The 26,563-nt window shown below is 60.2% G+C and carries 29 protein-coding genes; 9 read left to right on the forward strand and 20 right to left on the reverse strand.

Annotation, left to right across the window (positions count from 1 at the left end; translation table 11 throughout):
* Positions 1–7 precede the first annotated feature (7 nt).
* From OZ911_RS25200 to OZ911_RS25215, 4 genes are all read left to right on the forward strand, one after another.
* Complete coding sequence (locus tag OZ911_RS25200) at positions 8–1,141, forward strand: M23 family metallopeptidase (RefSeq protein WP_023047580.1); 1,134 nt, start codon at positions 8–10, stop codon at positions 1,139–1,141.
* Positions 1,142–1,168: 27 nt separating this feature from the next.
* On the forward strand, positions 1,169–2,518 hold the full coding sequence (locus OZ911_RS25205) for a hypothetical protein (protein ID WP_023047579.1): 1,350 nt from the start codon (positions 1,169–1,171) through the stop codon (positions 2,516–2,518).
* An 88-nt stretch (positions 2,519–2,606) separates the two neighbouring features.
* Positions 2,607–3,032 carry a hypothetical protein gene (locus OZ911_RS25210; RefSeq protein ID WP_016489270.1) on the forward strand — a complete coding sequence of 142 codons (426 nt, stop codon included), beginning with the start codon at positions 2,607–2,609 and terminating at the stop codon, positions 3,030–3,032.
* Positions 3,033–3,060: 28 nt separating this feature from the next.
* The gene (locus tag OZ911_RS25215) at positions 3,061–3,492 is read left to right on the forward strand and encodes a hypothetical protein (protein WP_256550686.1); all 432 of its coding nucleotides are present in this window, start codon (positions 3,061–3,063) and stop codon (positions 3,490–3,492) included.
* A 44-nt stretch (positions 3,493–3,536) separates the two neighbouring features.
* Here the strand turns inward: OZ911_RS25215 and OZ911_RS25220 are convergent, their stop codons facing one another.
* Both OZ911_RS25220 and OZ911_RS25225 read right to left on the reverse strand, forming a co-directional pair.
* Positions 3,537–4,295, reverse strand: a complete 759-nt coding sequence (locus OZ911_RS25220; protein WP_016489272.1) for a FliH/SctL family protein — start codon at positions 4,293–4,295, stop codon at positions 3,537–3,539.
* A gap of 102 nt (positions 4,296–4,397) precedes the next feature.
* A complete protein-coding gene (locus tag OZ911_RS25225) occupies positions 4,398–5,009 on the reverse strand; it encodes a hypothetical protein (protein ID WP_016489273.1) in 612 nt (203 codons plus the stop codon).
* A gap of 113 nt (positions 5,010–5,122) precedes the next feature.
* Between OZ911_RS25225 and OZ911_RS25230 the strand changes: the two genes are divergently transcribed.
* Positions 5,123–5,470, forward strand: a complete 348-nt coding sequence (locus tag OZ911_RS25230; protein WP_016489274.1) for a hypothetical protein — start codon at positions 5,123–5,125, stop codon at positions 5,468–5,470.
* 22 nt (positions 5,471–5,492) lie between these two features.
* Here the strand turns inward: OZ911_RS25230 and OZ911_RS25235 are convergent, their stop codons facing one another.
* The gene (locus OZ911_RS25235) at positions 5,493–6,146 is read right to left on the reverse strand and encodes an OmpA family protein (RefSeq protein WP_016489275.1); all 654 of its coding nucleotides are present in this window, start codon (positions 6,144–6,146) and stop codon (positions 5,493–5,495) included.
* Complete coding sequence (locus OZ911_RS25240) at positions 6,143–6,634, reverse strand: hypothetical protein (RefSeq protein ID WP_016489276.1); 492 nt, start codon at positions 6,632–6,634, stop codon at positions 6,143–6,145. The genes OZ911_RS25235 and OZ911_RS25240 overlap by 4 nt, the downstream gene beginning before the upstream one ends.
* A gap of 306 nt (positions 6,635–6,940) precedes the next feature.
* Here OZ911_RS25240 and OZ911_RS25245 point away from each other — a divergent pair, with 306 nt between their 5' ends.
* The gene (locus OZ911_RS25245; protein WP_016489277.1) at positions 6,941–7,474 is read left to right on the forward strand and encodes a hypothetical protein; all 534 of its coding nucleotides are present in this window, start codon (positions 6,941–6,943) and stop codon (positions 7,472–7,474) included.
* Between the two features lie 34 nt (positions 7,475–7,508).
* Positions 7,509–8,762, forward strand: a complete 1,254-nt coding sequence (locus tag OZ911_RS25250; protein ID WP_023047577.1) for a DUF6685 family protein — start codon at positions 7,509–7,511, stop codon at positions 8,760–8,762.
* Between the two features lie 31 nt (positions 8,763–8,793).
* Here OZ911_RS25250 and OZ911_RS25255 read toward each other — a convergent pair whose 3' ends face one another.
* The 5 genes from OZ911_RS25255 to OZ911_RS25275 all read right to left on the reverse strand — a co-directional run bounded on the left by OZ911_RS25255 (position 8,794) and on the right by OZ911_RS25275 (position 15,187).
* Positions 8,794–9,228 carry a hypothetical protein gene (locus OZ911_RS25255; RefSeq protein WP_016489279.1) on the reverse strand — a complete coding sequence of 145 codons (435 nt, stop codon included), beginning with the start codon at positions 9,226–9,228 and terminating at the stop codon, positions 8,794–8,796.
* 125 nt (positions 9,229–9,353) lie between these two features.
* Positions 9,354–11,144 carry a phospholipase effector Tle1 domain-containing protein gene (locus tag OZ911_RS25260; RefSeq protein WP_023047576.1) on the reverse strand — a complete coding sequence of 597 codons (1,791 nt, stop codon included), beginning with the start codon at positions 11,142–11,144 and terminating at the stop codon, positions 9,354–9,356.
* A gap of 58 nt (positions 11,145–11,202) precedes the next feature.
* The gene (locus OZ911_RS25265; RefSeq protein ID WP_023047575.1) at positions 11,203–11,655 is read right to left on the reverse strand and encodes a hypothetical protein; all 453 of its coding nucleotides are present in this window, start codon (positions 11,653–11,655) and stop codon (positions 11,203–11,205) included.
* A 59-nt stretch (positions 11,656–11,714) separates the two neighbouring features.
* A complete protein-coding gene (locus OZ911_RS25270; protein ID WP_016489282.1) occupies positions 11,715–12,092 on the reverse strand; it encodes a hypothetical protein in 378 nt (125 codons plus the stop codon).
* 164 nt (positions 12,093–12,256) lie between these two features.
* Positions 12,257–15,187, reverse strand: a complete 2,931-nt coding sequence (locus tag OZ911_RS25275; protein ID WP_070086929.1) for a DotA/TraY family protein — start codon at positions 15,185–15,187, stop codon at positions 12,257–12,259.
* Positions 15,188–16,148: 961 nt separating this feature from the next.
* On the opposite strand from OZ911_RS25275, the gene OZ911_RS25280 reads away from it, so the two are divergent.
* A complete protein-coding gene (locus OZ911_RS25280) occupies positions 16,149–16,694 on the forward strand; it encodes a hypothetical protein (RefSeq protein ID WP_016489284.1) in 546 nt (181 codons plus the stop codon).
* An 11-nt stretch (positions 16,695–16,705) separates the two neighbouring features.
* Complete coding sequence (locus OZ911_RS25285) at positions 16,706–17,059, forward strand: hypothetical protein (protein WP_023049287.1); 354 nt, start codon at positions 16,706–16,708, stop codon at positions 17,057–17,059.
* Positions 17,060–17,143: 84 nt separating this feature from the next.
* Here the strand turns inward: OZ911_RS25285 and OZ911_RS25290 are convergent, their stop codons facing one another.
* From OZ911_RS25290 to OZ911_RS25340, 11 genes are all read right to left on the reverse strand, one after another.
* Positions 17,144–17,992: a hypothetical protein gene (locus OZ911_RS25290; RefSeq protein ID WP_016489286.1), complete on the reverse strand. Its 849-nt coding sequence runs from the start codon at positions 17,990–17,992 to the stop codon at positions 17,144–17,146.
* Between the two features lie 36 nt (positions 17,993–18,028).
* On the reverse strand, positions 18,029–18,601 hold the full coding sequence (locus OZ911_RS25295; RefSeq protein WP_232894869.1) for a hypothetical protein: 573 nt from the start codon (positions 18,599–18,601) through the stop codon (positions 18,029–18,031).
* A 4-nt stretch (positions 18,602–18,605) separates the two neighbouring features.
* Positions 18,606–19,448, reverse strand: coding sequence for a hypothetical protein (locus OZ911_RS25300; protein WP_016489288.1), 843 nt, complete (start codon positions 19,446–19,448; stop codon positions 18,606–18,608).
* A 249-nt stretch (positions 19,449–19,697) separates the two neighbouring features.
* Positions 19,698–20,480: a hypothetical protein gene (locus OZ911_RS25305; protein WP_016489289.1), complete on the reverse strand. Its 783-nt coding sequence runs from the start codon at positions 20,478–20,480 to the stop codon at positions 19,698–19,700.
* Positions 20,481–20,492: 12 nt separating this feature from the next.
* A complete protein-coding gene (locus tag OZ911_RS25310) occupies positions 20,493–21,485 on the reverse strand; it encodes a thioredoxin domain-containing protein (protein WP_070086785.1) in 993 nt (330 codons plus the stop codon).
* Positions 21,486–21,619: 134 nt separating this feature from the next.
* Complete coding sequence (locus tag OZ911_RS25315) at positions 21,620–22,939, reverse strand: secretion/conjugation apparatus DotM-related subunit (protein WP_016489291.1); 1,320 nt, start codon at positions 22,937–22,939, stop codon at positions 21,620–21,622.
* Between the two features lie 54 nt (positions 22,940–22,993).
* The gene (locus tag OZ911_RS25320; RefSeq protein WP_172455929.1) at positions 22,994–23,266 is read right to left on the reverse strand and encodes a hypothetical protein; all 273 of its coding nucleotides are present in this window, start codon (positions 23,264–23,266) and stop codon (positions 22,994–22,996) included.
* A 48-nt stretch (positions 23,267–23,314) separates the two neighbouring features.
* On the reverse strand, positions 23,315–24,514 hold the full coding sequence (locus OZ911_RS25325; protein ID WP_016489293.1) for an ATPase, T2SS/T4P/T4SS family: 1,200 nt from the start codon (positions 24,512–24,514) through the stop codon (positions 23,315–23,317).
* Positions 24,511–25,458 (reverse strand): type IV secretory system conjugative DNA transfer family protein, encoded by a 948-nt coding sequence (locus tag OZ911_RS25330; RefSeq protein WP_256549940.1) that lies wholly within the window; start codon positions 25,456–25,458, stop codon positions 24,511–24,513. Before OZ911_RS25330 ends, OZ911_RS25325 begins: the two co-directional genes overlap by 4 nt.
* A 14-nt stretch (positions 25,459–25,472) precedes the next feature.
* Positions 25,473–25,973: a DotD/TraH family lipoprotein gene (locus tag OZ911_RS25335; RefSeq protein ID WP_256219698.1), complete on the reverse strand. Its 501-nt coding sequence runs from the start codon at positions 25,971–25,973 to the stop codon at positions 25,473–25,475.
* A gap of 64 nt (positions 25,974–26,037) precedes the next feature.
* A complete protein-coding gene (locus tag OZ911_RS25340) occupies positions 26,038–26,562 on the reverse strand; it encodes a transglycosylase SLT domain-containing protein (RefSeq protein WP_016489296.1) in 525 nt (174 codons plus the stop codon).
* Position 26,563 lies beyond the last annotated feature (1 nt).

Genomic DNA, 26,563 nt, shown 5'->3' on the forward strand with positions numbered 1-26,563 from the left:
GCAAGGGATGAAAAAAACGATCTTGCGCGGCGTTGCGACATTGGGCGTACTGGCCTGCGCCCACAGTGCCGTTGCAGACACCTGCATGGTATCGCCAACCGACAAGGAAGTTGTTTCTGGTCGTTTCGGCAAATTCCGTGGTGGTGGCTCGGGCAACTTTGGCTCGGCCAACCAGAAAGCGCACATGCACGACGGCCTGGACTTTTCCACCAGTGGCGCGTCGCAACCGGTCTATGCCACCACCGAGGGCGAAATCACCTTCGCCGGGGCGCTAGGTTCTGCGGGTAACGCCGTGCTGATCAAGCGGGCCAACGGCGACATCGTCGCCTACTACCACCTCAGCGGCTTTGCCAACGGCGTAAAGCGCAAGGCCCAGGTCAAACCCGGGCAACAGCTGGGCCTTTCGGGCAATACCCCCAGTAGCTCGATGACCAAGCATTTGCACTTCACCTACGGCACCTCCACCAAAGACGCCGCCAGGGCCAAGGCATTCACCGAAAACGCACAGCGCGGGCCATTCAACCCCGCGCAGCTGCCACCGGTGTTCAAGCGTCAGGACGGCATTGGCTGGAAGACTGACCCGGCACCCTATTTCTGCCAAACTTACCCCATTCAGGATGGTCACCCGGAGCATCAGCGCATCCTGGGCAAGGATACCAAGGCACAGCACGAGATCCTGTTCGGCAATGTACCTTCAGGCGGCGTTGCGCCAGACTCCACAGCCGAGCCCGTGCAAGTGGCAGCGGCCAATGCCGATGCGGCGCTGGCAGAGGCTGACGGCAAGACGCCACCGATGTACTTGTCCGACGCCGATGGCTATGGTGCCTTGCCGACGCCACCCATCGGTGGTTACGACACCATGTCGGTTTCGGAAATGATGATGACCGAAGCCTCCCGACGGTTCAGCGATGCCGAGTGGAACAACAGCATCACCCATGTTTCCAGCCGCGCGCTATGGGTTGACTACAACCGGGCGATAGGTGTCAGCAACTACTTGTCGGAAGCGATTTATCGCAAAAAGGAAAAAGTTGAAGCATTGCTTGCCGTTTACGCGTCGCAGAAATTGGCAGGTCAAAGGGCACAGACCGAATGGGCGCACCAGCGTGCTCAGAAAGGAGCTGTGTCCAGATCCATTGAATAATGCGGCGCCCACGAAAGGTAAACACAGATGGAACCCAAAGAACTCGACAAGCCTGATCAAGCCGTCGCTGATTCTGCGGCCGGGCAACCCGCCCAGCCAGGGCGGAGTTATGCAGGCATCTTGGTCCATCATGGCGCAGCGCCCTACAAACATGACCCTACCAACCAGAGCAGTTACTACGTCACCCTGGAAACACCCGACGGCAGCCGGACGCTGTGGGGGGCAGGGCTTGAACAGGCCATGCACGACACAACGGCGCAGCGCGGCGAACCTGTATTGATGGACTACCAGGGCGACGCCTGGGTAGCGCGCTCGATCGATGCAACTGCACTGCCGGCCTACAACGTCGAAGCCGGTGGGATGAGCGCTGGCCAACCCCCACACGCCAGCCAGGCACAAGGCAGCCCAGACTTCGACGCAAGCGTGTTTGACGCCATCATGAAGGTTGCCGGCGAATTGAAGCCCGAAGGCGCTTCGCTCGACCCGGAAGAAGTGCGACGCATCAACGCCACCCTCCACGAGTCGGATACCGCCAATGCTGCAGACGCACCCAACCGGCAGGCGCGAGAGCGCAACGCTGCCGAAACGCTGCTGCAAGGCAGTGCCGAGCTCGTGGGTGGCGTGGCTTCGCTGACGGGTGCAGCCATGCAAGGCCTGGGCAAGGGTGCCAGCGCGCTGGCCAGTACCTTGCGTGCAGGCACGAGCAAGCAGCCTGAAGAGGCCGCTGCGGCGCAGCCGGCAACGCAGGAACAACCTGCCGCTGCGGGTGAGTCTGCGTTTGCTGAAGAGCTGGCTGGCCGGGTGCAGGTATTGCCCCGCCTGTCCGAATACCGGGTGGATCAGGTCGAGAAAGCCGCCAGCAATTACGAGAAGGCTCATCAGGCTTTCTGGAACGCGGGCGAACTGCCCCAGGTTCGTGAACAGATCGAAGCACGCGCCGTACAAACCGGCCTTACCGTGCCCGAAGTGGTCGAGAAGATGAAACCCGACGGTGAATTCACCGACTTGCACGAGGCATTCGTCGAAGCCGTAGGGCAGTCACCTGACGCACAGGCCAGCAAGAAGGCCATGGACAAGGCACTCACCGGCTGGGCCAGGCAGTACGGCCGCGCCCAGGAAGAGCTGCTGAACCCCGAGACCGAAGGCAGCCCGCATTACGACAAGCTCAAGAACCGGCTGGAAAACTCCAGCGAGAGCATGCACCACAATGCAGGTAACACCCCCGCATTCGCAGGCGAATCGCAATCGCACCTGGAGCGTTTGCAAGACGCCATGCAGCGCATTTTCGAGCGCCTGAAGGAAATGGTGCAGGGCATCGTCAGCCTGGTCCGCGGCAAGCCTTCAGGCTCATCGCAAGACAACGGTTTCACTCCCTGAGGCCAGACACGCGTACACGCTCACCCCCCAGCCAATGCCGAACGGGAGCCATGAGGGCGCAGGCATTCATCCAAGCAAGGAGAACGGAATGAAAGAGTACAGCAACTGGAAAGAAGTCACCGCCACGCCAGAGGCCCATCTGGACTTCTTGCGGGTGGTTGACGCCAGCCTGGAAGAGGGCTTGGGTGGCAAAAACCTGTACGAGAAGCTGGCGAAGGAAATCACGGTGAATGGCAAGGCTTTCAGCCAGGCCTTCCACTTGAACAACCTGGAAAACAACTCGGGCAACTGGGACACCGACGAAACCCCGGACCCGGTGAAACTGGAAATCGTCCAGTTGACCTCGAAGATCAAGCAGGCCGACCCTGGCTACGACCTGGCCCACTTCACGATCGGCTATGAATACATGATCAGCGAGATGAAAGAGCGCGGCGTGGAAGTGGACGCAGGCCTGGACCACAGCGAACCTGCGCCCAGAAACCGCAGTGGTTCGGATTATGAACCCGGCATGTGACGGCTGGAGGGGCTCGGTGAAAGCAAGCATGACGATAGTGCTGGCGCTCGGCGCGCTGGCCATGGCGAATGCCACCCTGGCGCAGGACGCCCCTGTGCCCCGTGAGGAGCAGTGGCAGGAGCTACCCCGCAACACCACCATCTACGTGCCTGTGCCGAAGCAGGTCACGCCGGTGGCCGCTTACCGTTCGTGCGCCAATCGCTACGAAGGCGAAAGCTGTGACTTCTCCACCCCTCGCCAGGGCGTGATCGAAGGCACCTGCCAGGCCCCGGAAATGCGACAGCCGCCGGCATACGGCTACGAAGTGCAGCAATACCCTGCGCAGGTACGCACGGCGTTGGTATGCGTACCCATCGACAGCCAGGGCACGCCGGGTGATGCCCCCGCCAACCCAGGCCACGAGTCGCCCTACGCGCCTCAGCCTGCGCCGCCACCCGCAATCGACCAGCCTGCTCAATAGCCCCTCGGTACCCCTTGCGACAGGCAGCTGCCCTGACCCGGCGCCTACGGCATTGGGTCAGGTTCACCCGCTTCTGGCCGGGGTGCAACCGATTGCAGCATGTCGATGATGAACCGATGCGTTTCGGGCAGCTGTTTCTGAAACGCCTCATCGAGCTCCGGGGCTATCTGGATATCGCCTTCACGCAGGCTATGCGCAACTTCTTGCCGGTAGTGCTCCACGAATCGCTCACGTACCAGCTGAGCCTCAGGCGTGCCATCGGCAACCAGCTCAGCCACAAGCGCCTGCGCCGCATGCGCGAACACCAGGGTTCGATTGTATTGCTGCGTCTTCAGGCCGGACTGCGCAAACGTGGACTGGAACTGCGTTTCCATCGAATCGATGGTTGCATGCAATAGCCGATTGGCTTTCTTGAGCGCGGCAACCTCTTCGGCCAGCCCTGCTTCCGGTCCGCCCTCCTGCGCCCCGGCGCGCCTGGCCTGTGCAAACTGCAGCATCTGCCCGTGCATCAGCTTGATCAGTTCACGCTGGCGCTCTACTTCGGCCCGCAGTTGCACGGCTTCGTCGAAGTATTGGCGAACATAGTCACGCAGCGGCTCCAGTTTTTCGTTGGCACGTGCCGCCCCGGCATACCAGCCTTGCGAGTACCCCTCTTCAAAGCCCTCCTTGTGGCCCTCCTCAAGGCCTTGCTTGCGGCCTTGGCTGCGGCCGACATGAAGGTTGGAGATTGCATGATCAAGCGACCCGGTATACCCGCCATCCAGGCCGCCGCTGCGCCGCCCTGCCCCCCAGTTATGGTCCATTGCTGCCTCCAGGCATCTGCATATCGCCGGCACACGCGCTGCCGACATCAGCTTCAGGGTGAATCGGTCAGCCCATTGCCCGCGAAAGGGGGCGGATCAGGGCTACTTTGTCGTGTGTACTTCAGCCCCGGCGGCCTGCTGGGCATCCGCCTGAGGCAAAGAAAAATCAGTCAGCCGGTGCAAGGCAACCGCTACCCAGTCACCCCCGAAACGCTCGTCCTCCAGCACAGACTTGAGCGCGAGAATCGGCACACAATGCCTTGCATCGCCTTGGACATAAAATACGGCCATCCATTCCGGCAGCAAGTGTTCCGTGCCTTCATGGGTTTCAACGCTGAACATCAACGCAAGCGTCCCGGGCATCGCCTTCACCTCCTGGCTGGGCAACGCATCGGCCAGCCAGAAGGCCACTTGCGCCAATTGGTTGGCCTGAATCGGCAACAGTGCGATCACCTTGCGCCCGTCGTCATCAACCACGATGCCCGGCTCAAGGTCGAGCATTTTTGCGCCGTAGCCGATTGCCGCGTGCCGAACGGGCAGTGATTTCAGGTAATGCTCCAGCAGCGTGTACATCTCGAAAGCCGCCGGAATGTCCTTCTGGATGGCAGGCGAGCTTTTGGCCATAACGCTGACGAAGCCACCCCCTGCCTGCGCAAAGATATCGCCACTGATGGCCTGCGCCACAAAAGCCTCGAGTTCATACAGCGTATACATGGTCCAACTCCCTCGCACCGGCTCGGCTAGACTGAACTTCAACCTGCTGAAAGGTCCAACCGGCAGTCGTTCGTGTTTTGTATGTTTGCAGCCCAAACTTCAAGGATGTAGCAATGACCCATCAGTTTCACTGTGCATTTCAACCCGCGCCCGGCAATGTCGGCGGCGTGCTGAACATTGGCCCTGCCTCGGTCAGCATCGACCTTGAAAACCTGCGGCTGTTCGCCGATGTGGTCGGGCAGATCGAAAAGCGCCGGGCGGCTGGCGCAGCAAGGTCGGAGATTCTGGGTGAATGGGCTGGCAGTGAAAGCATTGACTGGGCCCATATCGGCTTTCACTCCTGCCGCGAAAGCTACAGCTTGCGCTACAACGGGGTAGCCTGGGAGGCGCCAGCCGACGCCACCATCGCCGCGGCCGCCGAGGCGCGGTTGTTCCTGGACAACCAGCGCCTACAGGCCTGACCCATCGGCATGGCCCTGGCCGTTAACGATTGACGGGCGTGCTTGCCTGATACTGGCCGAAAAACTCGAATTCAACCCGGCGGTTGGCGGCGCGGCCATCTGCAGTGTCGTTCGGGGCAATGTAATCGCCCACTTGCCCTTCGGCACTGATCTTCGACGCTGCCACCCCCCGGCGAACCAGGTACATCTTCGCAGCCTGGGCCCTGAGCAAGGCCACACGGCGGTTCGCCTCTACCGTGCCAACACCGTCGGTGAAACCCACGATCTTCACCTGCAGTGCGTCTTGCGCGGAGCGCACCAGGACGTCGCCATCATCGGCACTGGGGCTGAACCGTGAGTGGCCGAAGGCGAAATTCAGGGTCATGTGGTTGATCGAGGACTGGATGTGGTCCTGCCGCGCACGAATTGCCAGCAGCTCCTGGCGGCTAGCATTGGCATCGGCCTCTGCAGCCGCCAGACGAACCCGCAGGCTCTGGATCTCGACATTCAAGGCGTTGATGGTCTGCTGCATGTGCGCCGTGTCCTGCCCCTGGGCAGAAGGTGCGGCATAAGGGACCGGCGCCGCGGGGCTTTCTACCAGTTCGAACCCTGCGAAAGCCCTGGGCACCATTACCGCCGACATGACGGCCAGAACAAGCGGCAGCACGCTGCGTGGGGTGGCAAGCACGGTGTTCATACATCTCTCCAGTACCGCAGGATCACGAAAACGATGACGGACCAGGCATAGCCCAGCAACAGGGTGAGCATGCCTGCGAGCAAATAGGTTCGCAGCGGGTCGATGGCATCCTGGCCAAGCGGCTGCAGCCCGGGAACCAGCGTGGCCGGGAACCATGCGAACAACACCGCTACCAGCGGCGCGAGCCACAGGCCCAGGCGCAGACGATGATGGTCACCTTCGCGCGTCCACCATGCGTACCAGCCCAGACTCAACAGGTACGCAGGCAGCAGCATCACGCTTAGCAGCAAGGTCGAAAAGGACAGCGCGGCGGCGTAGAAACGTGGTGATCCTTGCGCCATTTCACCCATCAGGGTTGCAATGACCGCGATGGCAAAAGCGACAAGCGCCGCCAGCAAAGGCACCGACAACAGCCACAAGGCTGCGCGGCGATCGCCCACCACCCTCAGGCCCGACTCCACGGCAAGTGGAGGTAATGGGTAGGACATGCCAGGAAACTCCTTGTAAGGGCCAGCTGAACGGTAAGGCCCAGCGCAAACGCCGCAACAACTGACAGCGAAGTGCGTCAGCCACTGCTCGACGTCCTGTCAATTATCAAAATGGCCTGTTAGAAAAATGTTGATATGGATAGCGAGTATGAATTTGAGGCCTTGCCCCGTCAAGGTTTGAATCCTGCTCATGAACAGCTGATCGCTTGACCCTGGGCAAGGCGTAGCGCACACTCGCCCTATGCAAAAAACATTTTTCTGACAACTAAAATTGATAGCATTTTGTCATCCAGAAGGATCTGACGCATGAACCCCCTGCAACTCGCCCTGCCGCTTTTGGTTTCGCTCGCCTGCACCTCGGCCTACGCAGAAAAAATCGACCCGTCAGAAGCCAGTGCCCGCCTGACCCAGGCGCTCACTTGCAAACGCAATGTATCGCCCGAGCAGTTCGAAGCATTGATCAAGGCCGCGAACGGTAAAGCCATCGTCCAGGCATCGGACCTGTCCGACGGTGAATTCACCGTTCCAAACCCGCTGGACGTGTACGGCCGTCCCGTCACCCGGCTGTCGCTGCACCCTGGTTCCAATGGCGAAGGCGACTTCAACGCCTACGGCGGCGCATTCAGCGGCGAAAGCATCCAGACGGTCGCCAAGCTGGCCGACATTCCCAAGGACGAGGTTGGCGACTACAAGAAAGAAGTCGGCAACCATGACCTGTGGCTTTATGCAGATGGCAGCGATACCTACATCAGCTGTTCGTACGATGTACGCACGGTGGTGAAAACCCTCAAACGCAAAGCGCGCGAGGCAGCGGACGCAGTGCAGCGCGTCACCCAGTAAGTGCCAATCACCCTGCGTTGAATGGAGTCACGCCATGAGCTTCAGAACACTGGCTGCCAAGTTTCTGGAAACGGTCAAGGACGACCTGGGCATCCCCGCCCGGCTGCGCCGGGTCATCGCGCAGGCGCCGAACATTCGAATGCGGGTGGATGACACCGCCGCCGTCATCGCCTCCTCGAGCGTGGTGCGCTGGCATGAGTGGTCGAACCATATCGGCTTCAGCCAAGGCAGCGAAAAGAACGGTGAGGTCAGGGGCTGGCGCGCCAGCGACGGCCACTACCAGAGCGAACACCGGCATATCCCGGCACTCGCCCGACTGGGCAGCAGCGAAACCACGGCCCACTTCACCTGTGACATAGCTGACGTGACGGGCCTGTCGGCCTCCAAGTCCGACCTGTATCGTTTCTACTCCATGCAGCAGATGGCGGAACAGGCCTGCCAGGCGTTGATCCGGGATGTGAGCCAGGAAGGGCTTGCGCAAAACCTGCGCTGGCCCGAGATCGGCATTGTTCATGGCACCAGCGACTTCCTGGTCCAGTACGACTGGGATGACGGACTGTACCTGGCCAACAGCGGTGGCTCGCATCATTTCGTCGCCGCCCAGCATATCGCCAGGCAGTTGCAGCAAACTGTTGCGCTGCAAGGCCGCCTCGTCCGTAACGGCCTCGATGCCGAAGCCGCTGCCCAGCTGAACGATGACTACGCCATCTACGCCGTCACCAAGGACGTGTTCTTTGCTGAAGGTCTCGATGCCATGCGCGACTTCAAGGCCACCCACTACTGGGGCGACCTGCCGCAGCCTTATGACAATGGCATAGCCATCTTCCTGCCCAGAGATGAAGCACGCTCACGCAAGGTCGCAGAGATCTTCGAGAGTGAAGGCTTTACCAATGTGGGCGAACTACTGATGGCGCTGGCCTCTCCCGACGCCACAGTCGAGCGTCGCGCCCGCCACGATGAAATACGCTGCCGCATACAAGCCCTGCCCGAACTGGAAGCAAAGGCCGGCGCGGCGCACTTGTTCGGCAAGCACGCAGCAGCCAGCCTTCGTGACGAGTTGCCGACCGCGGTGAATTGGCAAAGCGTCGAGCAAGCGACAATGGATGAAGCCTTTGGCGTGCACCGGCTAGATGCCCAGAGCGTTTACGATGCGCTGGCCCGGCACAGCCCAGGCGCCATCTCCAGCCAGGCCTTGCACACCCTGCGCGCCACGGTGGACGGCTATGCCGCCCTGCATGAGCACCAGGTGGCCAAGCAGGCAACTCCGCAAGCACCGAGCCCAGACTGATCGGCCCCTGCAGGGGCAGTTTCATTCCGGCCTAAGCGGAGCAGTACTGGTCTGCCAGCTGGTGGACACGCTCCGCCGATTGCGTCTGCGCCTGGGCCTGCTCGCAGGCCCATCGCAGTGTTCCGGCATCAGGAACATAGTCCTCACCGCTCGCCTTCTTGGCCACGAACCACAGCGCACGCATGACGAAAAGCGGGTCGCCGCTCAGGCGCTGGTCATCCGCCGCCTGCATGTGGCCGACCAGTGCCTGGGTCGCTTTACCCAACCCCTTGTCCCGGCTGAACTGCACCAGGTTGCCCAGCTCTTGCGGATTCATTGAAGGATGAATCGTCAGTGGCGTGCAGCGCTCGGAATCGAGCAAATCCCAAAATGTCACGCCGTCCTTGCAGACCATGCCCACACGGCGACCACCCGCCATGTCATCGACCTCGATGAAGCTGCCTGGCTGGTATTTGTGGATTTTCATGTTCTAACCCTTACCGATTGACTGGCCGACCATCGCCGGCAACAGGTGCATTCTAAGCAAGCAGGTTGCAAAAAGCGTTACTGCAGTGTGTGCCATCGCCCGTATGTGTAACAGCATTGGCTCACTCAGGGCGCTGGGGCCTCCCAGGCAACGGTTCGCTGCTGCTCGGGCACAACAGGGCAGTCAACCATGGCACGAACCCGCGGCCTGCCATCCGCCCCGGCAATTTCGTATTCGTCTTTCAAGCTGCCTTCCGGCCGTTCAGCGATCCATTGCGCAACCTGAGTGAGGCCCTCGCGAATGACCCCCGCCTGTGCACCTGGCGCCACATGCTGCATGTCTATTGCGATCAGGATGCCGCGCTCTCCCGCAAATGCCGGCGCCTCACGCACAGCCTCCAGGCTGCCCACCCTATTGCCATTGGTATCGTGGAGCGCGATCGGGTCATTGATACTCAGCGGCCCTCGATTGCGGGTCAACTCACCGGCATCGGCAACAATGCGGGCGGCCTCGTAGCCAAAGCCCAGGTCAGCAAAGGCAGAAGAACCCTCGGGATCGACGCGAAGCACTGCATACTTCGCCGACACGCTCGCGCCGGGAAGAGGCACTTCCTTCAGGGCCAGGCGCTGGATATGTTCGGCCTCCGGCTTTGAGCCCGCGAGCAATGACGAGAGCTCTGCCAATTGCTTGCGCGGCTCGGCGGCATTGGCATCAAAGTCGTCATCGATCAGTTCCATGGCGCCAGCCATGTTTTCTGAAGGGTTATCCGGCACGGCTGAATCGTTGCTGACCTTGCCGTTCCACCCAGCCAGCGTCTGCCCCACATGCCTGCCTATTTGCTGGATGAGAGGTGCAGCGAGCGAGCGATCATTTTCGAAAATGACTTTACGACCGCTCACTGGATGGTCGAAGGGTTTTCGTTGCCATGCCATAAACCCGGACGTGCTTTCCCACCCAATAAAATTCAATGTGCCGCTCTCAGCAGGAAACGGCCGGTTATTGATGCGGGTGTAAGACCCATCCGCTTCCCGCTTGAACGCTTCATTACCCTTGAGCAACCGGGAATCAATCAAAGCCTCCTGCAACCGCTCGGGCTGTTTGATCAACGCATTATATTGCTCGATACGCTCAAGCTCTTTGGCCGGAAAATTCACCAGTTCCACGCCTGCTGACTTCAAGCGGTCATACATGAATGCAAGCGGGCCTGCTGCCAGCAAGTCATTACGGTAGCCACCCCCAACCTGCGAATGGGCCCCTGCAAACTTGACCTCTTCGATGCGCGAGTTGTCGTCATTGCGCAGCGCGCTGGTCAAGGGAAATGTCGCACGGTATTCATGCATGGCCACCAAATGCGTGGTGGACTTGACGTTGTTACTAATCTCCAGGTTTTTCCTGACGTGGCTTTCAGTAATGGGAACACCGTAGGAGGCAACCGTGTCAAAAATGGCAAGCTTGTTGATTTGCGCCTCACCAGGCGGGATCAGGTAATCGTCGGTGGCTTTCCATTGGCTGTCGAGTCGGGGCACACCACGGTCGATCACCTCGTTGGTAAAAGCACGGGCCTGCGCCGCCCCGCGACTGAAGCCGATCACATTCAATTCAATATTCAGATCAGGGTTCTTGTTGCAGAACGTGACGAAGGCATCATAAGCCTGCTCGATCCGGTTCTGGCTGCCGCGCCCTGTGCCCCGCTCGATCAAGGCGATAGGCGCATTACCCTTCTGGCTCCCCACCCCATCAAGGTAAATTTTCTCCGACTGGCCGGTAAGGCCGCCAGGGCCATACTTGCGGGGCGCAGCGCCGGAGTTGAGGGAAAGGTTGGTGCCGTGCGCGGTGTCGTATTCATAAAGCCTGGCCACATTGGTATGGCTACCGAGAGGCGTGTCCCTGTCCTTGTTGTTATCGGTGCCATCCATGTAGACACTAAAATAAATTGTATTAGTCACTTCATATCCCTATGAACAAACTGCCGCATCAGCCCTGATTCAACTTCAGAATATGCGCCTTTATGGCCTGCCCGGCTGCCTCGACAAGGCTCAGATAGAACGGCTTGCCCAGGCCGAGCAACGGTGATCCCTTCAATGATTCGGCCGTTGCCTTCAGCGTGATGACGCCGAATTGCTCGGCGATGATCTCGATACTGCGCTGGCGCTTTCCAGGCTGGTCATATGGCTTTTGATACCACGTGGCAATCTGGTACTGGGCGTCCTCTCTTTCGAATGCCGCGTACAAGTGCTGGGCCAGCGCAATAACCGTTTCACGAATCAGCCCAGGGTCGATATCGTGACTTTCCAGCAATGCCTCGAACGGGGCATTGGCTACCGCCAGAAGATCTCCAATGGTGTAACCCGCCATCGGCGGAAACACACCAGGCGGCAGCTCGACGGCTGGGCCACTCCCTTCATTTGAACTGTCTTCGTCGTGCATAAAAACTTCCTTGGGCTACAGGTAGAAAATCGGCCAGCCTTGTTTCACGTTCCGGATACTTACTGCAATCGCAGCACGGCCGCATGGTAGAGCAGCGTCAGGTCCTGCCTGGCATTCAGCACTTCACTGTGAAAAACCGCCGACACAAAAGGCGCCACCCTGAAAAAGTCGGGCAGCACCTCCGGCGCAGTGGCGTGAATAGGGAACACCGGATTGGCCGGTGCAGCCAACTGGAATTCATAACCAAACCCGCCCAACCCGGCCCGCTCGGACAACGCCTGCGCAATGCACAGCACCGAGACCAGCCCGATGTCCGCTACATCATCAGCGTACAGTTCCCCGCCGTCATAGATGAACTGCTCACCGCGCACGATGGCCTGGTCAGCCAACCCGGTAAGAAGCCGTCGAAGCTGGTCTTCCAGTTGATTCTCATCCATGCGATGTCTCCGCCAAGCGATCCGAGTCGCGTATCAAGGTGCGCACACGATTGCGCGTCATCGTCCAAGACAACCGAAGGTTTGAAAAATTCCCACCCCCGCAGGCAGCCGACGGACCGTTATTGCACCCACGAAATGCCAAAACAAGAGCGGCACTTTGCCGCTCATCGACCCTCTTCATCGTCGTCTTTGGCGTTAGCCGAACCAGCCCCGGCAGGAAGCCCAGCGTCATTGAACTGCTGCCCCCGGGAGCCGGTAGTTTCAGGAGCAGCATCAGCCGAAGCGGCCTGATCCTGGCCCGCATCACTCCCGGCCGGTGCCGAACCACCCTTGAGCGAGTCCTTGAATGCCTGAACCCGGGCGGGCGCACCTTCGTGGTACGCCGCCTTGCCTTCTGCCTTGGCAGTCGAGAAGGCTTGCTTATAGTCAGCCCCAGCAGCGCTGGCCGTGGAAGCCAAGCCCGCACCGGCAGTCAGCGCGCCGGCCCTGACGCCGTCACGCAGCCGCCCGCCCATCGAACCAGAGCCCGAGCTTTGGAAGGATTCCACCCCCGAACGCCCTGCCGATAGCGCGGCGCTCCCCGCGCTGCGCAGCGACCTGGCAGTTGCAGCAGTGCCGCCCGTGATTGCCCGCCCCAGCGCGACACCAGCAGCCTCGGAGCGCTTTTCGCCAAGGCTTCGGGTGTCACCCGACTCGGCCGAAGCCTGTGCGCCTGAATCCCGGGCAGCTGCCCCACCGGCGCCCTGGCCGTTGGCATTAAGCAGAGGTGTTGCGCCACCCGCCCCGCCTCGAGGCCCGCCACCTCTGGGCCCGCCGCCAGGCGAAGAGCCATCGGGCGGTGGCAGCTTGCCTTTGTCATTACCGAGGCGCATGCCAGAACCCGAACCCTGAATGCCTGCGCCTACAGAAGCCATACCGCCCCGCATCTGGCCGACAGCATTGGTCTCACCCAGGTCGCCAATGCCTGCACCGATCCAGCGCAATACCTGGTCAGGCAATGTCTGCGGCAAGCCGAAGATCATGTACAACACGGGCAACAACGTCAGCCCGAACACCATGAACCACCAGGCAAAGGTCAGGAACTCGGAGATGGCACCTACACCACCTGAAGAAGACACCACAGCCCCCCGCATGGCAAAAAAGCCCTGGGCGATATAGTCGATCACCGGGTCTGACACCAGCACCGCGGCAAACAGCCCCAGAACAGCCAGCGCAGGGCGGGCGAACAGCGAGAGCAGAAGCAGGTAACCCTGGGTCTGGGAGCCTACGAACGTTCGATCCGGTGTCATGTGCATGACCGCCCACAGCGGCGCAGCAATGATCGACTGCAGCACGGCCAGCACCCAGCCAACAAAGACGATCATGAACAGCGTGTACGGCAGGCTTGGAAGAAAGACTGCAAAGTAGAACGCCAGAGGCTCGATGTACGAGGCCATCAGGGCGAGCTGCTTGACCGGCACGGTCATTACCCAGTCCCAGAGCGGGGTCACAACCTTGTCCAGATCAAGGCCGTTGCCCAAGCCCTTGACCGAGGAAAGCGCGCCGGCAATCACCCGAATCGCTGTCCCGGCAGTCTTGATGGCTACATCGGCCACAAGAATGCCGGCACGCGCAACGGTCAGGTAATCGCCCACACACTTCATGCGATTGAGCGAGCCCCCCATCTGCCCGGCCGTTCCGCACAGGGGTGTCTGCCCGTTGCTGCCCGCACCCGTGGCAATCTCCACCACGTTCAACATGACACTGTTGACGTACGAAGACATCTTGGAGTCCATGTCAGCTTTCAAGGACCCGACGTTGATATCGCTGTTGGGGTCCTTGGGAATGAGGCTGGCAATATCCTCAGGCTTGGCCGTGGTCGATTGCTTGTACCCTGGCTTCTCTTCTGACTTCTTGTCGATTGCCTCGGTGACCGTGGTCACGCTGTGCGTCAGCAGAGAGGCCCGGGCATCGGCAGGCAGTGCACCGAGAGAAGGCGCACTGACCGAACCGACCGGCTCGGACAGCACCCCGGCAATCTGGCCTCGGACCATACCCACGCGCTGGAACCATCCGCCAGCCGCCGACCAGCCATCATCGGTCAGCGTGCTGAGGAAGTCCTTGAGGCCATTGTCGACATCGCCCTGATCACTGCTCACCTGGGCGAACAGTTGCGTGGCCACCTTCTGCTCCGCCGCGTTCACGATGGTATTGAACTGGTCCGAGTCGACCGCATCCCAGCCAGCGTCGTTGATCGTCGCAGGCCAGCTTCTCACCCAGGTGTCCAGCTGGGTCATCATGCCCATGGCCGCTTCGCGCTTCTTGCCCTGCACATTCACCCGCAGCGATTCCAGAGCCCTGGCCATCGCCTCCGTCTGGGTCTGTGCCGAATACACCGCCACCTTAACGGTGCCACAGAAAGCCGCCCCACCGGCCAGGTTTGTATCGGCGTTGCGGTCCTTGATTTCGAAGACGTATTCCGTGCGGCCATTTACCGTGTTGAGCTTGTCCTGCGTGTTGTTCGCCCTTACTTCGGGAACCGCACCGGATGCCGGGTTGTTGCCATAGATCGAGTTGGCCGCCTTGGCACAATACGACGCCGCCAGGTAGCTGCGGGCGAAATCGCGCAAGCCGTAGAAATTGCCAGGTGAGTTCACCCCTTCGACGATGCCGTTCGGCGACAGCACGCCCATGGCCATGCCTGCTTTGTAGGTGCCATTGGCAAAGCCGACGCCCCACAGGGAAAACATCAACACAATGAGCTGTATGAAAGAGAAGCCGCTTGTTGTGGGCAGCAACACTGCGCCGCCCGCCACGATCCGTACCGGCGTCCACAGCGAGGACCAGTTCTTGCCCATCGCCTCCCCGTCGTTGGCCGTGTTGGTGACACCCATTACGGCAACGTAGGAAACGATCAGCGAACCGATGATGAGGATCCCGCTGTTGAAGAAGCCGAACATCGTCGCGAGGATATTGGCGCTTGCCTGCACAGCGTTGGGGTCGGTGCCTTTGACCAGGGCATCGATTACCGGGCCAAAGATCCTGCCAAGCATCTCGACTGACTGGTCGGTGCAGGCGTTTGCATCGCTGCACGGTGAAAACGGCATCTGAGCCATTGAGAATACCTACCTGAATCGAGTTGCGGACGGTTGATCTAAATCGTTCGCGACGAATTCCCCTTGGAATGCTCCGTCGTCCTTGAATTGAGCTCGCTGCACCCGGTAGGCGATGGCTTACACCGATGCTTTGAGCCTGAGCTCATGATACTACTCTGCAGGCATGATCCTGAAGATATGGAAAACTCGGCAATCTTAAACCACAAATTACAAAAAAATCAAAATAATGCTACGAAAGAAAATTAACAAAATCTGGATCAATACTGATCATGAAGCCGTGCTTTTAGCGAAACGGGGAAAGCGACCAACCTGTAAATTCGTGAAAATTCCGAAAATTTGGCTTAAAGAAAGAGATATGAGCGCGAAATTTCATAATTTGGCCAAAAATGAGGTTTTTTGAACCTTCGGGCTAGCACGTTATTCAGATGCCAGCGGGAGCCCCGTCAACCTGCCTTTTCTGCACAAAAAACGTACAGAAGGCTCTCAATTGAACGGCTTACAGGCCTGTAAAGTTGTGTAAATAGACATTTCACCTACTGGTCAGCACACGAAAGGGGCGGCATGATTGGCCACAACAGCCCGTTTTTAGTGGGCCTCCCGCTCATCAGCGTCCTGATGAGGGCTTTTGAGGACACAAGCCAGCGCTTGCTCAAGGGGATACCTGATTCAACCAAAAAACCTATTTATCCGACTCAAGCACAAGAAAAATAACAGTAAAAATGCTATGGTCACTCAAGCAAGCGAACCGCAGGGTTCGCGGTGGACTGGCACAGCACGTCAGCGCAGACTCATTCGACCGCCCGCATCAGCCTATGCGCCTGGGTACGGCGAGCCGCACAGGGAAGCAGATGTTGCTGAATGCCGACTGACTCGGGCACGTTCAAGCCCCGTGAAAAAACGACGGACATAGATGCAGCTATCAATACGCGATGCGAGCCGATTCGTGATCGGCGCCGGGCTAATGCGACAAAAAGCCATCGAGGCCTCAGGCAACCCGGCAATCAGCCTTGGCAACGTAGCGCAAGCCGCCCTGCGGGAAGGCCCTGACGGCCAGAAAGTCCGCCAGACGATCGACACACTGGCCGATCAAGCGTCTGAATATTTGCGCAACACGCCTCCCCACACCCTGCGCTCCGAGCGGATAATGCAAAGCAGAGAAGCCGAAGCCAGCGCATTCACAGCCATCCATCGTGCCGTGATCAGCAGCGTAACCCTGGAAATGGCCAGCCCGTCCGGAAGGAGCGGCGCCGAGTCCGAGCTGCGCCAGTCGCTGCTCGATGCACTCGAAGCAATCGACAATACCCCTGGCTCACGGGCAGACAGGGAAGGTTTGCTAGCCTCCGTGCGCGATCAGGTAATCGCGGCCTCCTCCGACGCCGACAGCATGAAGCGGATGGTGCGTGAAAGCGAACAAGCCTACCTGGCTGCCGACCTGGACAAGACGTTCGCCCGCTACGCCAACCCATCGCTACCACGCAGCGAAAGCAGTAACGACTACAGCATGTAAGGATTCAAGCCATGCCGACCCCGCAGGAATTTCAGAGCTTCACCGCCTCCGTGTTCCCTTCCCAGGCGGCGGAGACTGTCATTGCCAAGCAGCCCGTACTGGCCGACTACGGCCGTGAGCTGCGCAACGCAATCAGCCAGCTGCCACCTGAAGCCACACGGACGCTGCTCGGCGATTATGGCCAGGCATCCCCAGCGCTCATGACGTCGATCGAGGACTCCATCCTGCTTCGTGAATTTGCCCACGAACGCGTGGCTCAGCAGGCGGACGTCAGCCAGGAGTGGCTGAACGCTGCCGATACGCAACGGACGGGGATCGATGAGTCAGCGGCAGCTGCGGACGACACCTGGAACGCAGAGCCCTAGCCTGACAAGCAGGCACAAAAAAACCGGACCTGCGTCCGGTTTTTTTTGTGCCTGCTTCCGACTGCGAGGTCGGCCCATCACAGGTTATCGCGAAGCGGTCTTGAACTGACGAGTGCTGTCTTTGCAACCCATGGATGCAACCGTGAACAACACTTCATACCGCGTGTAGGCGCTTGCAGAAACACGTGATGGCCTGGGGCCTTTGTCTACGGTCTTGCTGTAGGCAAGCACCGCATCGCACGCTATCGCATCCACCACCTGGCTGCTGACCTGAGAGGCACGCTGGCGCATACCCAGTTCGAACTGCGCATCATCCAGAACAACCGGCGTACGTGCCGGCGTGGTCGCCAGCGCTACGTGGGCGCCCTGGGACTCTCCCAGCAAGCGCACGGCAATGGTGATGCCGCCGCTGCTCTCGATACGCGGGTATCCGGCAAACCGCGCGGTGAACTTGTCAGCAGCCGCCAACTGGCTGACAGTGCGGCCCACCACTTTGGCCCAGTACTCATTGGGCGGGTTCGAAGGATCATAAGCTGGCGCCCCCCGATCATAGGGCTTGCCCGCCATCCTCAGCTGCTCCTGGCGCAAGAAGTAGCTGGAGCGGCACTTGTTGCTGATCTGCGCGTCCATGGGGCGCCCAGACTTTGCGCTGTAGAGCAGGGCAGAAGCACACTCCAGCTCAAACTGCCCGTTGAGATACAGTTGCTCGCCCGTGCCAAGCGGGCTTGTTGTCGGAACAAGGTTGATCCCTCCCCCACCTGCGCCACCTGCAATCCCGGTAACGAGGCTGCCAGGCATCATCGAGGTGAGCGAACTGACAGCCTCGTCCGAAAAACGAATCTTGGTGGTCCCGTCCGGCATCTGCTCGGTGGTTACACAACCCGCCATCGCCGCAGCGGCCAGCAGGGGCAGGATGAGTTTGCACTTGGTCATGCTCGTGTCCTTACTTGAAAAATCTGCTTGAGCGCGTCAGAAGAACCGCCCCATGTCTTGCTGCTGTGCCTTCACCTTTCGCGTCTCGCGCAGCTGACCCACCACATCGCCCGGCCGCATCGCAAAAGCCTCGCCACAAGGCTCGCCGACCTCAGCCACATAGCCTTCATGCACACTCACCCGCACGAACTGGACGAACCTGGCTTGAGCCATGAGTTCGCGCTTGCCCTGATCGTCGACAAAAATGCCAAGCGCCAGCGGCGGCATGCGAGTGTCCATGAAGTTGACGCTCTCAACCGACAAATACAGCCGGTCGGATACGTAGGCAGCCTCGAAAGGCATGCACCCGGCCCAGGCGGCCTCGAAGGGCTGCACACCCACATACAGGGTGTCCCCTTCCAGCGCAAAGCTGAATCGCCCACTTTGCATGGGCGAGAGCAACATCACGCGGTCGTGCTCAGGATGGCGCAGCACTTCGTCCCGTTTGAAGTTCGCCGTCCAGCGCAAAAAGTTGGCGTACGCCACCACCTGCCTGGCGGCCCGCGCTATCCGGGCTCGCTCATCTGCGCTTATAGCCGGCCCGACATCCTTATGGCCTTGGGTTCCCATCAAATCAGTCCTCGTGCTTTTTGCGCTTTTCCAGCATCCCGAAGAAATCATCAAGAATCTTGTTCAACATCTTTTGCGGCGTATGGCCAAAGTTCTTGGCATGTTCCGACACCCGCTCATGATTGTCGTTGCGCAAGGTGTAGGCATTGGACGGATCTTTTTTCCGGTTACGGAACGAGATCAGCCCAGAACGGCGCGCCATCGACATCATGCGCTCATAATCGGTATGCGAAATGTTGAACTTCTTGCGGATATCGACCTTGGTCAGGCGCTCGTCCGCCTTCATCAGCCGCACCGACTCCAGCATCAGGTTGTGCAACTGGTTGAGCCGCACCAGGTGATTGAAGCCACTGTCGATCTGACCTCGCTCAACGGCACCGCGGTCGGTGTCCGGCCGGGCCAGCCCGCTGGAAAGGTTTTTCAGCACGACTTCATCGGACAGGTCCAGCGGGTTTCGGTTCTTCTTGGTTTCCTTGAAATCGGGCGACTCGCCACTGAGGTAGTAGACCGAGCCCTGCTTGGCTATTTCCACTTCCAGGAACGAGCAGGCAACCATGAAAATGTCTTCAGTGCAGAGCTTGCGCGACACGCCTTGCTGAATGGCTTCGCGGCTCAGGGGTTCGCCAGCTGCGCGCATGGCGGCATGGGTGTGCTTGGTCCGCTGAATGTCCTGGACCATGTTGAAATACGATTTCAGCGGCAGCACCTTGTCGGACAGGTTGACCAGCGGGTGCAACTCTTTGACGGTGTCTGCCAGTACATCCGGCGAGGGGACCAGCAGGGACCGCAAGCCTTGGGCAAGCGACAACAACTTGGTCCCGTCTTTCACTTCATTCGCTGGTCGCATATACGTACCTAAGGTTTTCCAATCCAAAATAGTCTTAAAGTGCCTGCAGGGAGAGCAACACCCTGCTCAAGCAGAACAGCACGGAAGGCTTCGCGGCCCTTGCCTGCTCTTAATCTCCAATCCTGGAAAAGAACCACCTTCGGCACCGCTTGGCAACAATCGGGCAAAGCGAAAAAGCATTACGCCATTTCACACGCCCGCAAACCAGCGAAAGGCATAACCCATCCCTCAAGATGGAAGCAACGGCAATCATTGCGGTGCCAGGCACCCGAGATCGCCGCCTTGACCTGGGTCAAGGCCCATGGACTGAAGCGTCTGCTTGGTAAGCTCCACCTGCGCCTTGATTGACTCAGGGTCATTCGCCATCTGCTGCGCGACAGCATTTTCAATCGGCGACGGGGAGGAAGCAAGATGAGACATGGTGGCCATTACCGCAACCACTACCAATGGCGGAACAACCCAGGCCAATGCAGTCTTGCGCCGGCGCGATCGGGCCTGGCGAGCTGCATCATCGGCGGCCTGTTCGCGCAGGGCCTTGCGTGACGGTTGCGGCGCAGCCACGGGAAGCGAAGCATTAAATGCCGCCGGCTGCAGCTGCCCACCCACCCTTTGAGCTTCATCGCGCTGGAAGTAGTCGTTCAGGGCCTCGTTCAAGCATTGCGCAAGGGCCTGGCGAACGGTGTAGGCAACCAGGGCCGGATCAATGTGGGTCAGCGCGCCCTTGCGATCTGCCTCGGCATGGAATACCAGCTGCAGGGCGGCCAGCTCGTGGTTTGACAGCGCGCCAGTGGCATCCTCGATTGCCAGGCTGACGCTGCCCTTCAGCAAGCGCTGATGACCATCGTCTTCAGCCGTATCAAAACCGGCAACCAACAGGGACAACTGCTGAAACCCCTTGGGAATACGCACGGTCCGGGGCGCCCGCAGCACGTCATGGGGGCTCTGGCTGTCGAACACCACCAGCAAGTGCTCGCCCGAGCCGAAGATGCGGATGCCGGGATCGAACTCGAAGTTCGGCGCTTTGGATTTCATGTACGTTGCTCCTTAAAGTTTCCCAAAGATGTCTTCAAGTACGACGGCCTGTGAAAGGCCCGTCATCATCCTTGGCTTCCCTGTGCGGTGGTCGATGAAGAACGCAGCCGGGACACCCGCCTGTTCCTTGCCGTTGTTTTCGAACGCGGCAAACAGGAACGCCAGGTTGGTGCTCAACTGTTCGACCGTTTCCGGCGATGGCTCAGAGCGGATCTGCTCGTGCTTGCCCAGCACTCGCGCCAGCGTTTTCTGGTCCTTGGCCTGCAGGATAGTGGCCGCAAGCGGGACGCCATCTTCCGGGTTGCCCAGCGCTGCTGAGGGGATCCACTTGATCGAGTGGCCCTTCGCCGCATACGCCCGCGTCAGGTTGTACGCCTCCCGGCAGTATGGGCAGCGGGGGTCGATGATGATGTAGACGGTATCGCCAATACCGCCCTTGCCTTCCTTCACCCCGGCAAGGGAGTCGACCGTCTTCATCGACTCCGGTACAGCCCCTTTGAAACTGCCATCCATCGCTGCGGCCTCACGCACGTTCGGTGCGACAACCGGCGACATCATCGGCGCGACAGGTGCAACAGCAACGGCTGCAGGAGCAGGAGCAGGAGCAGGAGCAGGAGCAGGCGCAGGGTTGGCGACCTGCGCAGCGCCCGGCAGGAAGGCGTCGGAGATGTTGGCGCCGGATTCGGCATTCCAGGCCACACCGGTGAACAGCACCGCAGAATCCGGGGTGCTGAACAACACCACCTGATGGCCGTTTTTTTCCACCGTCCAGGCAGTCAACCCGCCCAGGCCCACCGGGCGGGCGTTGACGATGCGGCCATAGCGCGATACCCGTTGCGCGGTCAGGTCATCGAGTTCCTGCTGTGCCTGAGTGGCCGGCGCAACGGCTTGAGCGGTGATGAAAGCAGAGAGGTCCGCCGTTTGAGCCGGGGCGGCATGGGCGACTGAAACCCCCGCCGCAAGCACCGCAAGCACGGCAACAGGTCTTGCAAACACACCCTTCATGGCTCAACGTCCTTATTAATAATCCAATACGACCGCATTCTAACAAAAAAGCAGAAAAAGGCACTAAAAAACAAAAAAGGGTCATATTGAATGATGACCCTCTGACAGCGAACTGCCGGCTCAGCAGTGCCACTTCATGTCATTTTCTCATCGTGCATCGCCTTCCGTGCCGCGGCTTCCTTCTCTTCCTGGACGGCCTCGTAACGCTTCTTGTCGGCGTCGGTATACTTGTACGCCGACATGGCCTGTTCAAGGCCATTGACTGCCTTGTCCAGCTGGGGCTCCGCCAGCGATGCACCTGCCTTGCACTCATAAAGGAAGTGCGACAGGATGCCCGGCGCCTCCGGGAACCCGGCCTGGCGCCCGATCGTCTGCAGGGCATACCACATGTCCCTGTCGAAAAAGCGCAGCCAGCGCATCTCGGCGGGAGGCAACACGCCCAGGCGCCGCGCCTGGAAGAACATGGCGAAGATGATGGTCCTGACGAACGCATGGGCATGCAGGATCGCACTGGCGTTAGGGTGCTTTATGTATTTCTGGATGATTGCCCGCGGCACCTCCAGTGGCACTTCAGGCTTCAGCCAGGCATAAGGGTCGGCGGCACCAGCGCCTTTACCCCCCTTCGCCGAAGGCGCCTTGAACTGGTCCCAACACCACGCAACCATGTAGTCGCTGTCGGCCATCGCCGCCTTGAAGGCTTCGTCATCGAGCGACGTGTCTGTGGCAACCACCCGTGGCAAGGCAATTGCCACCAGTAGGGTTTCCGCCGCAGACAAGTTGCCAACCCGGGTCCAGTGCTGGCCCAACTGACGCCGCATCACTTCGGTGGCCTTCTCACGGTCGAGCGTCGGCGCCCAGCTTCGGTCCGACTGCGCTTGCCAGCCACTGATCAGCAGATGCTCGTAGGCAAACTGGCGGGAGGTCTGCGACATGCCGAATACAGGGTGGTCCAGTGGCTGGGCGATCAGGTCGAGCTCGGCGAACATCCGCAGGTGCGGGTACTGCGCCTTGTTCTCTTGCACATAGCTCTTGATGTTGTGTGTCCGGGTGAACCTGAGCTTGGGGTGGGTCTTGTTTATGCGCAGGAACATGCGCACCGAAAGCACTACCATGAGTACCAGCAAGAACCCGTTCATGAACAGGGAGGACGAGGTAATTTCGCCCCACGCCACGTTTGAAAAGTCACGCTGGCAGGCGCCCACAATGCCGTCGGGCGCACACATGCGCCCGACCCATTCGTTGATCGACGAAATACCCGGTATGTCCGCAAAGTCGCCAAGCACGCTCGGCAACCAGAGTTCCACGTAGCGGATGTAGGTGTAGGCGGCGGAAATCTTTTCGTGGGCGAAGTACCAGGCACCCCACCCCCCCAGGTAAAGCACCACGATGATCCCTATCAATATCGCGGGATCATCCCACGTGAAACTTTTTTGCCCACCGCCTTGCTGCTTCATTCAACGCCCCTTCTGCCGCCACAAAGATTTTCGCCGGTCATGCCTGCCGTGCCCCTACCTGACCAGCTCTTTGAGGATGTTGTGGGTGGTACGCACACGCCCCACCATGAACACCGCAGCCTGACGAAAAACAGCGCGTACGGTCATTTTCTTGACCACTTCGATGTAGACCAGCCCGAGCGTCATGCACAACGCCAGCGGCAGCAGAAACTTCCACAGCGCCGGCACCAGCAACAACAGCAACCAAGGCAAGGCAGCGCTTGCGTTGATCACGAAGAAACGTGCGGGTGGAGCACTTCTGCTCCAGTGATACCGTCCTGTTGCCATGTTCTTCCCCTGAATTCTGTTGGGTAGCCTTTACCAGAGCGCCCCGGCTCAGCCGTGGCGCAAGTCGCGGGCAGCCGCTTCGTTGATCACGCCCGCTGCCAGCAGGCGGTCCGCCTCGGCAGCAAACGTATGCCCTTCATCGCGCACGAACTCGGCGACACGCTGGGTAACCCGCCCCATGTCGGTCAGGTCCATCAAGGTGTCACGCACCTGCTCGGTGAATTTCAGCCAAGAGCGCGCCGCCGTGCGCTTGCCATCGACCGTTGGCACCAGCTTTTGCGCCATCATGAAACGGCTGGTGTCGACCAGGTCGTAGATGGCCGTCGCCCGTTCCTGTTCGGGGAAGCGGGAGATCATCCGGCGCATGATCGCCGCCACGTCCTTGGCGTGGACCGTGCCGAACACCGGGTGGCCAGTCAGCGACAGCTCGACCGCCGCACGAATGGTTTCCTGGTCTCGCAATTCGCCAATTACACACAGGCCGGGGGCACGCCGCATGGCCTCGCGGTTGGCCCGGTAGAAATCCTTGAAGTGCGTGGGAATTTGCGACTGCACGAAGATCGAATGCTTGCTCTGGATCTTGTCGTAGGTGAACTCGATCGGCTCTTCATGGCTGATCAGGTTGCCCTTGATCGGCGTGTCGTTTTCCAGAATGAAACGGTTGATGGCGGCAAACGTGGTGGTCTTGCCATGGCCCGTGGCCCCGGCCACATAAACGATGCCATCACGCGGCGTGGCCATTCTGACGATGTCCTCGCTCAAACCGACGTCCTGGATTCGGGGCGGGTCATCGGGAATGGCCCGGATGACAATCTGGCACGACGTATCGCCATGGCAGGCAATAGGCGAGGCGTTTACCCGGTAGGCATAACGCAGGCGGGCGCCTCGCGCATCCTTGCGCTGCGGGTCGAACAACTCGTACCGCTCGTTGACCGCCGTCCCGGACACGATATCGGTAGTGGCGGTGTCCCGGTTGGCCGCCATCTTCAACAGTTCGTTGACTTCCCCGACATCGAGCGTACGGCGGGTGACCGCATACAACCGCCCGTACTTCTTCACCACCACCGGCAATGCGGGCTGGATGAAGATATCGCTGACGCCATGGGTAAGGGTTTCCAGCATCATCGCCTTGAACTGGTCGGCGCGGTCGAAGCGAAACGGGTCTTCGTAGCTGGTCAGCCGCTCCAGGCGCTCGATCAGTGCGCCCGGCTCCAGCATCATCACGTCATCGTGGAAGTCCTGCTTCATTGCGGCCCGCCTTCACCGGCAGCGGGCTGCGCGCGCAAGCGGCTGCCACCGGGGGCCGCGAATGCCTCGGCCGCTGCAGGCTGACGGGCGGCGGCCGGCGACGGTGCTGGGTTTGCGGCACGGGCTGGCGCAGCACGTCGCACCGGATCGGCGGTGGTGGAGGTGGCAATCGAGCTGCGCCAGACATTCATGTTGTCGTTGAATTCTGGCAGCGCCGTGATGCGCAACAGGGTTTCGTCCACCGCCATCGACCGCCCTTCCTTGGTAACAGGGATGGCCGCTCCGGAGATGATCGGCAGGGTGACCTGGCCGTGGCGGGCAAACTCACTGAAACGGCGCATGCCATCGATATCGCGGTTCATCCGGTCGAAGCCGTAGGTCAGCATCAGGTTTGCCTGCTCGACGCCTTGCTTCCAGCCTTCACGTACAGCCAGTTTCCATACCCGCTCTTCCTCGTCGGAACGCGGCACCAGCGCAGAAACCAGCGAGGTGCGGTCGAAGCTGGGCAGCGGGAAGGTCAGGTACTCGCGCCAGCTTGGCGGAACGGACGAAAAGCGCGCCTGCGATTCGATCTTGTAGGCCGCCCCCGACAGGCGCAGCGTGTAATCGCCGTCCTGGTTGTACAGGTGGCGCGCCTCGGTGATCACCGGCGGCACCACGCGGTCCTGGATCATCAGGCTGCTGAAGTCATAGACCGTATCGAACTCGCGCTCGCGCACCTTCAGCGCCTTGTTGATGTTGGTGAGCTGCCAGGCCAGGCCAGCCTTTACACCGACCTGCAGCGCGGCATCGAGAATGGCTTCGCCACGGGCTGCCGATGCCTGGTTCTTCTCATCGCGCATGGCCTCGACAGCGGACTTGGCATCGCCGGTGTCGCCCTGCTGCTGAACGTAGGCAGGCTTGTCATAGAGGCGCTCGGCGTCCTCAAGGGTCATCGGGGGCATGTCCATCGCCATGTTCAGCCCCTCCCCAGCGCCAACGGTACCGGCTTGTAGATCAGGCGCAGGGTATTGGTGCTCTTGTCGAGCACCACATCGGCACCGTTGTCGATCTGCGCGCCCACATCCTTGAGCACGTTGATCGGGGTAGCCTTGCGGACCCACACGTTGATGGGCTTGAGGTCCACACGCTTGCCGCTCTCGACGTAGGCATAGCCGTAGCGGCTGGCGAAGGTCTGCAGCAGCTCCTGGGGCTTGCCGATGAAATCGATATCCACCTGGTCGGTGTCGACCGCAGCCTGGCGAGAGGCGGCTTGCACACGGTCAGCGTTCAGGCGCGACACGTAGTTGTGCTGAGAGTTGACCGCTACCGATACCTTGTCGGCGATGATCCGGCTGGCAAACGCCTCGGTGTCGTCGGTAGTCGGTTTGGCAGAACTGGCACAGCCCCCCAGCGCAACCAATGCCAGCAGCACGCCTCCGGCCTTGCAGCAGCGTGCACCCATGAGCATTCCTTTCATTTAAAAACTCCTGAAGTTTGTCATTCTGATCGACCCTGCGCAGGGGCAACCTGCGGCGGCCTGGTTACTGGTAGCTGACCACCAGCCGGTCATGGCGCTGCCGTTCAAGGTATTTGCCCCATTTCACCGCGAGCGGGATCAGGTCTTTCTTGTAGATGTCGTTGAATTTGCGGGTGCGGGAGTGGTAGTTGGCCGCACGGGTCCAGAAGTCCTGACCATTGTTCTCGGCAAGCTTCTGGCGCAGCAGCCAGGCCGCCAGCTCTGCGTTGTAGCAACCGCGCCAGGCGACATCGGATTTGGTAATGGCCGGGTACGAGGCAAATACGCCTTTCGGCCCCCAGTGGGTGGTATTGATCTGGAAGTGGCCAAGGTCGAAGGTGCCGTTGCTGTTCGACACGCTTTGCCCGTTCTTCCCGCTCTCCTTGCTGGAAATGGCCAGCAGCACGTTGGCCGGCACACCCTGGCGCTGTGCGGCCTGCACGACGCAGTCGATATCCGCAGGCCGCACGGCATAGAAGTCGTCGGCCAGCACTTGCGCAGACCACAGCGCCAGCACGGCGACTACCCATTGGAGCCCGTTGCGCGCCATG

It is taken from the genome of Pseudomonas fortuita, from assembly GCF_026898135.2.
GTDB lineage: Bacteria > Pseudomonadota > Gammaproteobacteria > Pseudomonadales > Pseudomonadaceae > Aquipseudomonas > Aquipseudomonas fortuita.

Excerpts from the sequence above, each read along its gene's own strand:
- OZ911_RS25200 (WP_023047580.1), top strand. The coding sequence starts at position 8 with ATGAAAAAAACGATCTTGCGCGGCGTTGCGACATTGGGCGTACTGGCC.
- OZ911_RS25205 (WP_023047579.1), top strand. The coding sequence starts at position 1,169 with ATGGAACCCAAAGAACTCGACAAGCCTGATCAAGCCGTCGCTGATTCT.
- OZ911_RS25210 (WP_016489270.1), top strand. The coding sequence starts at position 2,607 with ATGAAAGAGTACAGCAACTGGAAAGAAGTCACCGCCACGCCAGAGGCC.
- OZ911_RS25215 (WP_256550686.1), top strand. The coding sequence starts at position 3,061 with ATGACGATAGTGCTGGCGCTCGGCGCGCTGGCCATGGCGAATGCCACC.
- OZ911_RS25220 (WP_016489272.1), bottom strand. The coding sequence starts at position 4,295 with ATGGACCATAACTGGGGGGCAGGGCGGCGCAGCGGCGGCCTGGATGGC.
- OZ911_RS25225 (WP_016489273.1), bottom strand. The coding sequence starts at position 5,009 with ATGTATACGCTGTATGAACTCGAGGCTTTTGTGGCGCAGGCCATCAGT.
- OZ911_RS25230 (WP_016489274.1), top strand. The coding sequence starts at position 5,123 with ATGACCCATCAGTTTCACTGTGCATTTCAACCCGCGCCCGGCAATGTC.
- OZ911_RS25235 (WP_016489275.1), bottom strand. The coding sequence starts at position 6,146 with ATGAACACCGTGCTTGCCACCCCACGCAGCGTGCTGCCGCTTGTTCTG.
- OZ911_RS25240 (WP_016489276.1), bottom strand. The coding sequence starts at position 6,634 with ATGTCCTACCCATTACCTCCACTTGCCGTGGAGTCGGGCCTGAGGGTG.
- OZ911_RS25245 (WP_016489277.1), top strand. The coding sequence starts at position 6,941 with ATGAACCCCCTGCAACTCGCCCTGCCGCTTTTGGTTTCGCTCGCCTGC.
- OZ911_RS25250 (WP_023047577.1), top strand. The coding sequence starts at position 7,509 with ATGAGCTTCAGAACACTGGCTGCCAAGTTTCTGGAAACGGTCAAGGAC.
- OZ911_RS25255 (WP_016489279.1), bottom strand. The coding sequence starts at position 9,228 with ATGAAAATCCACAAATACCAGCCAGGCAGCTTCATCGAGGTCGATGAC.
- OZ911_RS25260 (WP_023047576.1), bottom strand. The coding sequence starts at position 11,144 with ATGGATGGCACCGATAACAACAAGGACAGGGACACGCCTCTCGGTAGC.
- OZ911_RS25265 (WP_023047575.1), bottom strand. The coding sequence starts at position 11,655 with ATGCACGACGAAGACAGTTCAAATGAAGGGAGTGGCCCAGCCGTCGAG.
- OZ911_RS25270 (WP_016489282.1), bottom strand. The coding sequence starts at position 12,092 with ATGGATGAGAATCAACTGGAAGACCAGCTTCGACGGCTTCTTACCGGG.
- OZ911_RS25275 (WP_070086929.1), bottom strand. The coding sequence starts at position 15,187 with ATGGCTCAGATGCCGTTTTCACCGTGCAGCGATGCAAACGCCTGCACC.
- OZ911_RS25280 (WP_016489284.1), top strand. The coding sequence starts at position 16,149 with ATGCGACAAAAAGCCATCGAGGCCTCAGGCAACCCGGCAATCAGCCTT.
- OZ911_RS25285 (WP_023049287.1), top strand. The coding sequence starts at position 16,706 with ATGCCGACCCCGCAGGAATTTCAGAGCTTCACCGCCTCCGTGTTCCCT.
- OZ911_RS25290 (WP_016489286.1), bottom strand. The coding sequence starts at position 17,992 with ATGACCAAGTGCAAACTCATCCTGCCCCTGCTGGCCGCTGCGGCGATG.
- OZ911_RS25295 (WP_232894869.1), bottom strand. The coding sequence starts at position 18,601 with ATGGGAACCCAAGGCCATAAGGATGTCGGGCCGGCTATAAGCGCAGAT.
- OZ911_RS25300 (WP_016489288.1), bottom strand. The coding sequence starts at position 19,448 with ATGCGACCAGCGAATGAAGTGAAAGACGGGACCAAGTTGTTGTCGCTT.
- OZ911_RS25305 (WP_016489289.1), bottom strand. The coding sequence starts at position 20,480 with ATGAAATCCAAAGCGCCGAACTTCGAGTTCGATCCCGGCATCCGCATC.
- OZ911_RS25310 (WP_070086785.1), bottom strand. The coding sequence starts at position 21,485 with ATGAAGGGTGTGTTTGCAAGACCTGTTGCCGTGCTTGCGGTGCTTGCG.
- OZ911_RS25315 (WP_016489291.1), bottom strand. The coding sequence starts at position 22,939 with ATGAAGCAGCAAGGCGGTGGGCAAAAAAGTTTCACGTGGGATGATCCC.
- OZ911_RS25320 (WP_172455929.1), bottom strand. The coding sequence starts at position 23,266 with ATGGCAACAGGACGGTATCACTGGAGCAGAAGTGCTCCACCCGCACGT.
- OZ911_RS25325 (WP_016489293.1), bottom strand. The coding sequence starts at position 24,514 with ATGAAGCAGGACTTCCACGATGACGTGATGATGCTGGAGCCGGGCGCA.
- OZ911_RS25330 (WP_256549940.1), bottom strand. The coding sequence starts at position 25,458 with ATGCCCCCGATGACCCTTGAGGACGCCGAGCGCCTCTATGACAAGCCT.
- OZ911_RS25335 (WP_256219698.1), bottom strand. The coding sequence starts at position 25,973 with ATGAAAGGAATGCTCATGGGTGCACGCTGCTGCAAGGCCGGAGGCGTG.
- OZ911_RS25340 (WP_016489296.1), bottom strand. The coding sequence starts at position 26,562 with ATGGCGCGCAACGGGCTCCAATGGGTAGTCGCCGTGCTGGCGCTGTGG.